This window comes from Anoxybacillus sp. CHMUD (genome assembly GCF_013096965.1).
Classification (GTDB): Bacteria; Bacillota; Bacilli; order Bacillales; family Anoxybacillaceae; genus Anoxybacillus; species Anoxybacillus kestanbolensis_A.
In genome coordinates, this window is record NZ_SDLG01000040.1 from 1 (window position 1) to 5624 (window position 5624).

Sequence of the window (5624 nt, forward strand, 5' to 3'; positions counted from 1 at the left end):
AAAATGACATTGCCCAATCCATTACTCGCTTTGAACAGTACGTCTTACAACATCCAGATGAGGTGTTACGCCGCATGGGGTGTGCTGTGTGAATCAGAGGTTAAAATGCCAATTTGGATGTATATAGAATCTTTTTCTCCTATTCCTGCTGAAGTACAAACTCCAAAAGGATCTCCATAATCACTTAAAGCTATTCCTCCTCCTAATTTTGTCCAGTTTCTCTCTATTGAAATTTCTGGATGAGCTGATATTCCTTGTTTAATAACCAAAATGTCTCCAAATTGATTTTCAAAATGTTTTTGTATATGTTCTGATATTGACTCTACCTCAAGAACAACTTTTCCGTTCACTTCGTCAACACTAACAATAGTAGTTTGTTCTGCTATTGACTTTTCTTCTTTACGCTTTTCCAAATCTGCTTGTACTTTTTCTGCAATTTTAATCAAACTACTAGTGCTATAGTCAATTTTTTTCCACTGTACTTTATTGCTTGATGAAACAGATTTAATTTTTTCCTTAAATTCTTTTATCTTACTATCCTCTTTATTGATTCCGATAACAATAGAACCATCTTTTTTGAGATAGAGGGTTCCGTATTCATAAAAAGACTCTACACTACCAAAAATATTTTCTATCGACCTATGTACTTCTGCCAATTCATTATTTTGAGTTTCTAATACCGGTAATGCAGATTCAGGAACCATAGATAATGGTTCTTTGCCAATATTAGTCGCACCTACAGAAATAGACGGGAATAAGATAAGGAACGAAATAAAGATAGTAAGCAAAAATTCTAATTTTCTTAACATAAAAACACCTCTCATATTTTTTTGAAAAATATTTAATATATATAATTTTAATACAAATTATATTATTTTTTCATAAATAAATTCAAGTTAAATTAGAAATATTATTAAAATTTTCTCAGCTAACCAACCTTCATACCTTGTAGAGTAATCACATCTTAAAAAACGATATGGGTAAACTGTCATGGCGAACAGTGCCAGGCACTGTTCGCCTGGAGTGAAGTGACCCTGTCTACTTGACAGGGGTCACTTCAAAGAAGGATTTTCTTTATTTTAAATATTTTAAAATAACATCATAACAAGTATTTTTATAAAACTCATGAAGATGATTCTCATCACACATTAACCACTGAATGAGACATCCATCGATGATCGAGCGAATCATTTTTGAAGCTGTATCCGCCTGAATGTCTGATGAAAATGTTCCTTCCTCTTGTCCAAGCGCAACAATGTCGCGTCCGATTTTCCAACAGTTTTCGTAAAACTTGAGATTAATTTGCCGATATTGTGGATTTCGGCTGGCTTGTGCGATAAAGTCAAGATACACTTTATAAAACTTTTTATTCTTTTCTGGATCGATAAACACCGAATGAATGTATGCCTCTAACTTTTCGATCGCCGTTGTTTTCTCGCTAACTGCTTTATGCTCATGTTGATAAATCCGATCCGTCACCCATTCCAGCAAGCTTAAAAAAACATCTTCCTTATTTTCAAAATAATAATTCGTAACCCCTTTGCTTACAGCGGCATAATCCGCGATATCTTGCAATGTCACCGTTTCGTATCCTTTATCGGAAACCGCTTGAAAAGCAGCCCTTAAAATTTGCTCTCGCCTTTCTTCTGCTTTTTTCTTCATCCAATCCACCCCTCGAACTTCAATCATAACGATATTATACATCAATTTTTGACGATAAAAATATTTTGACCGGTCAGAATAATTTTGTTATCGTTATAGGTAAGAATACGAAAAAACTAAATGGGGGATGTCAAGTGGACCAATTCAAAGCGCTAGTAGTAAACAAAACGGAGACAGATTTTACGGTGAATGTGAAAACCGTCTCCATGGATGACCTTCCAGAGGGAGATGTTGTCATTAAAGTTGCTTATTCCAGCGTCAACTATAAAGATGGATTAGCATGCATTCCGAATGGAAAAATTGTGAAATCGTATCCATTTATCCCTGGTATCGATCTCGCCGGTATTGTCGCCTCTTCTAAGGATCCGCGCTTTAAAGAAGGAGACGAAGTCATTGCAACGAGCTATGAAATCGGCGTGTCACATTACGGAGGCTACAGCGAATATGCCCGCATTCCTGGAGATTGGATTGTCCCTCTTCCAAAAGGATTGACATTAAAAGAAGCAATGGCTTTAGGAACGGCAGGGTTTACGGCGGCATTGTCCATCCACCACTTAGAAGAAAACGGATTATCCCCTGAAAAAGGAAAAGTGCTTGTAACAGGAGCCACTGGCGGAGTCGGAAGCATCGCGGTTTCCATGTTAGCCAAACGAAACTATCACGTTGTTGCAAGTACGGGCAAAGAAAGCGAACACGAATATCTGCGCAAGCTTGGCGCAAAAGAAATCATTTCTCGCGAAGAAGTCTGTCCAGAACAAATCCGTCCGTTAGATAAACAATATTGGGCCGCGGCTGTTGACCCTGTTGGCGGGAGAACCCTTGCCTCTATCCTTAGTAGAATCCAATATAACGGCTCCGTAGCTGTCAGCGGGTTAACAGGTGGCGCAGACGTTCCAACAACCGTCTTCCCGTTTATCCTTCGCGGCGTCAACTTGCTTGGCATCGATTCTGTCTATTGCCCAATGGAATTACGGAAACAAATTTGGGAACGAATGGCCAGCGACTTAAAACCGAATCAATTACTAGAATTGATTGCACAAGAAATTACGCTTGAACAACTTCCTGAGGCATTATCGAACATTCTAAAAGGCAAACTGCGCGGCAGAACGGTTGTAAAGCTGGCATAATATCAATCAAAGGGGCTGTTGATGCCCCTCTTTTTATTAACACCTAAAAATAGGCATCTATCTAGCGCAGTGGACAATAGCGGAACATAGTATAGGATTGGGCTTAAAATGACGACAAAAGAAAGGAAGTTACAGCATGCAATATTACCCTACACCTTATCCAATGCCTTATTACCAGCCGCAACCAGTTGCACCATTTCCGCAATATCCACAGTCTGAGATCATAGCGCATCAGCAAATTAAACAACCTTTGTATCCTCATTTAAAAGATCAAACACTCAGCACGGTTGCTCCTTTTGTTCAATACGGTTTAAAAGAGGCACAGACTACATCGTTTGCACACGCGCTGCATGAAGTCGCGGCAATGGCTTATTTAATCGGCAGAGGATTGGATCCACAAACAGCTTATGCCGTCGTTGAGTCTTGGGAATTGAACGAAACGTTTTATTAATGAACAAAAACGAGAGGAAGAGGCCTCCCTCTTCCTCTCGTTTTTTAGTCTTTTATTTCTTTAATAAATTGAAAAATAATACAGAAGTTCTCTAATAAAAACGTAACTGAATCCCCCCTTGCTCAAGAAATCGTTTTCATTCATACGAAAAATGAATCACTACGAATATGTAAGGTCATCTGATGACAAAATGACCTCAACGCCTCAAATTATATGATTGATTTTTAAAAAACTAAAAATCAAATTTTTTTAATATTTCACACCGATCCATTTCTTTGCAGAAACGCATGGCTGCTTCGAAACGTTTTCGCTGCTAATAAAATTTGCTCCATTTCCTGATAAATCCGCCCTGTAACTATATGTTTTGCACTTTCTCCCTTTTCCCCCATCAGCTTTCATGCTTCTCAATGATTTTGAGTGCTTCACGCTTGCTTAATGGTGCCAAATGTTCACTTTCTACGAAGCTTATCACACTTTCTGGATTTGTTTTCGAGTATTCCCGCAGCGCCCATCCAATCGCCTTTTGAATAAAAAATTCTCTTGAGTCCTTGCACATTCGAATATACTGATAAAGCAATTGTTCATCTGTTTCTTTTTTATATTTTAGTTGAAACAAGATAGCGGTACGTTGCAGCCACATATGATCAGACTGAATCCATTTTCTAGTATAATGTTCAATCCATTTCGGATGTTTTTTTAATATGGTTCCTATTATGTTTGTAGAAAGAGGGTCAACTGTATCCCACCATGACTTTGTGACAACCAGTGTTTCCGCTAGCGGTAAATGTTCATCGGATAACTTCTTTACTTCTTTCTCAAGCAAAGTAAGTGCGATATATTGAAATTCCCTTTCCGGCAGTTCCCAGAGCGCTAAAACCATTTGCGGCAACTCTTCCAAACGTGGTTTTCCATGCTCTTTTAAAAATTCTCTTAACAATGCATTTCGCTGTGGTGACCTAATGCCAAGAAAATCAAATTGGTCGCGCATATATTTTTTCATCGCTTTCGCATTTTCTTCATTTCGATGCTGATTCATCCATTCTACTAATTGTCTTATATAAATATCGGCCATTGTTTTTCCTCCTAATGATCTCAACATTCTTTAACATGTTCAAGTCTCCCACCTCTAAACAACGTGTAGGCGGGAGAAGTTCATTCTCACCTCTTTAACAGTTCAAACAGTGACAGGCAATGTCCGTTGGAAAACCTATCATTTTTTTAATGCTTCCATAACCGCGGTTTTTAATATTTGCACCCCATCGATTAAACAAGAATGATCAAACGTCATATAGGGATGATGCAAACCTGGCTTTAAATTAGCTCCTAGTCCTAACATAGCGGCTTTTAAGTGTGGTCTTTTAATGGTATAAAAGTGAAAATCATCACTTCCTGACGTTACAAGCGAAGAGACGCATCCACTTTCCCCAAATGTTTCGATAATCCCTTTTCGAAGCAAATTTTCCGCCTCTGCCGACACTTCTGCCGCTGGAGTGAAATCTACCCACTTATATGAGATTTCAGCTCCCATAGATTTAGCAGATTTTATGACGTTTTCTACCTTTTCCTTTATCTTCTGTAATAATTGATTGCTTTCCGCTCTTACATCTAAAGCAAACTGTCCATTGCCTGGAATAATATTAAGATTTTCGCCACCTGCTTGACATTTTGTCATTTTTATTGAATAAGATTGCTGCGGAGAAAAACATATATTTTTTAATTGAAAGTTAATCAATGAAATAACATCAATCGCATTCACACCTTGGTGCGGCCTAGCACCATGAAAATCTGAACCGTATATATTGGCGACTAAAAACTCGGCCGCCCCGTGCCGAATCGATGGTGCGGCTTGTTTTAAGCGCAATTCTTCAATCGGACGCAAGTGAACCCCAAACAAATAATCGGCATCGTCCACAACCCCCTTTTCCACCATTGTGATCGCGCCATTCCCCTTTTCTTCAGCAGGCTGGAAAATAAATCGTACCGTTCCTCTTTCCCAGTGGCAAGTTTTTAATTTTAAAATAAGTCCCATCACAATTGTCATATGCGCGTCATGTCCGCAAGAATGATTAGCTTTGAATTCGCCATCTACCTCTTGCCATAGAGCATCCATATCGGCGCGAACGGCAACGACAGGCTTTCCATTTCCCATTTCAGCAACAATACCTGGACAGTCATCAAAAACTTTATATGGAATCCCTTCCTTTTCTAAAAATTGTCTAATATAAGCCGTCGTATTATATTCGTTCCAGCTCGTTTCGATGATGTATAAAATTTTGTGTAAAGCATTTTGCTAGGCAAAAAGAAAAAAGGTAGGGTATTCTCTGATTTGAACCAAAAATCTTAGAGAAAGGAGTACCCTACCTATGTCTAAAAGTATACCGAAT

The 5624-nt window shown here is 38.5% G+C and carries 5 protein-coding genes and 1 pseudogene; 2 read left to right on the forward strand and 4 right to left on the reverse strand.

Annotated features, from left to right (window positions below):
* Positions 1 to 65 precede the first annotated feature (65 nt).
* Positions 66 to 809 (reverse strand): hypothetical protein, encoded by a 744-nt coding sequence (locus tag ETB99_RS14395; RefSeq protein ID WP_171700914.1) that lies wholly within the window; start codon positions 807 to 809, stop codon positions 66 to 68.
* Between the two features lie 265 nt (positions 810 to 1074).
* A complete protein-coding gene (locus tag ETB99_RS14400; RefSeq protein WP_171700915.1) occupies positions 1075 to 1662 on the reverse strand; it encodes a TetR/AcrR family transcriptional regulator in 588 nt (195 codons plus the stop codon).
* Positions 1663 to 1796: 134 nt separating this feature from the next.
* On the opposite strand from ETB99_RS14400, the gene ETB99_RS14405 reads away from it, so the two are divergent.
* Together ETB99_RS14405 and ETB99_RS14410 are read left to right on the forward strand one after the other, a co-directional pair.
* Positions 1797 to 2789 carry an NADPH:quinone oxidoreductase family protein gene (locus ETB99_RS14405; RefSeq protein WP_171700916.1) on the forward strand — a complete coding sequence of 331 codons (993 nt, stop codon included), beginning with the start codon at positions 1797 to 1799 and terminating at the stop codon, positions 2787 to 2789.
* Positions 2790 to 2925: 136 nt separating this feature from the next.
* A complete protein-coding gene (locus ETB99_RS14410) occupies positions 2926 to 3240 on the forward strand; it encodes a hypothetical protein (RefSeq protein WP_132949679.1) in 315 nt (104 codons plus the stop codon).
* A 388-nt stretch (positions 3241 to 3628) separates the two neighbouring features.
* Here the strand turns inward: ETB99_RS14410 and ETB99_RS14415 are convergent, their stop codons facing one another.
* Entirely contained in the window at positions 3629 to 4312 is a 684-nt protein-coding gene (locus ETB99_RS14415; protein WP_171700917.1) for a DNA alkylation repair protein, read from the reverse strand.
* A 138-nt stretch (positions 4313 to 4450) separates the two neighbouring features.
* Positions 4451 to 5497 (reverse strand): annotated as a pseudogene (locus tag ETB99_RS14420) (M20 peptidase aminoacylase family protein); the annotation flags it as partial.
* Positions 5498 to 5624: the final 127 nt, after the last annotated feature.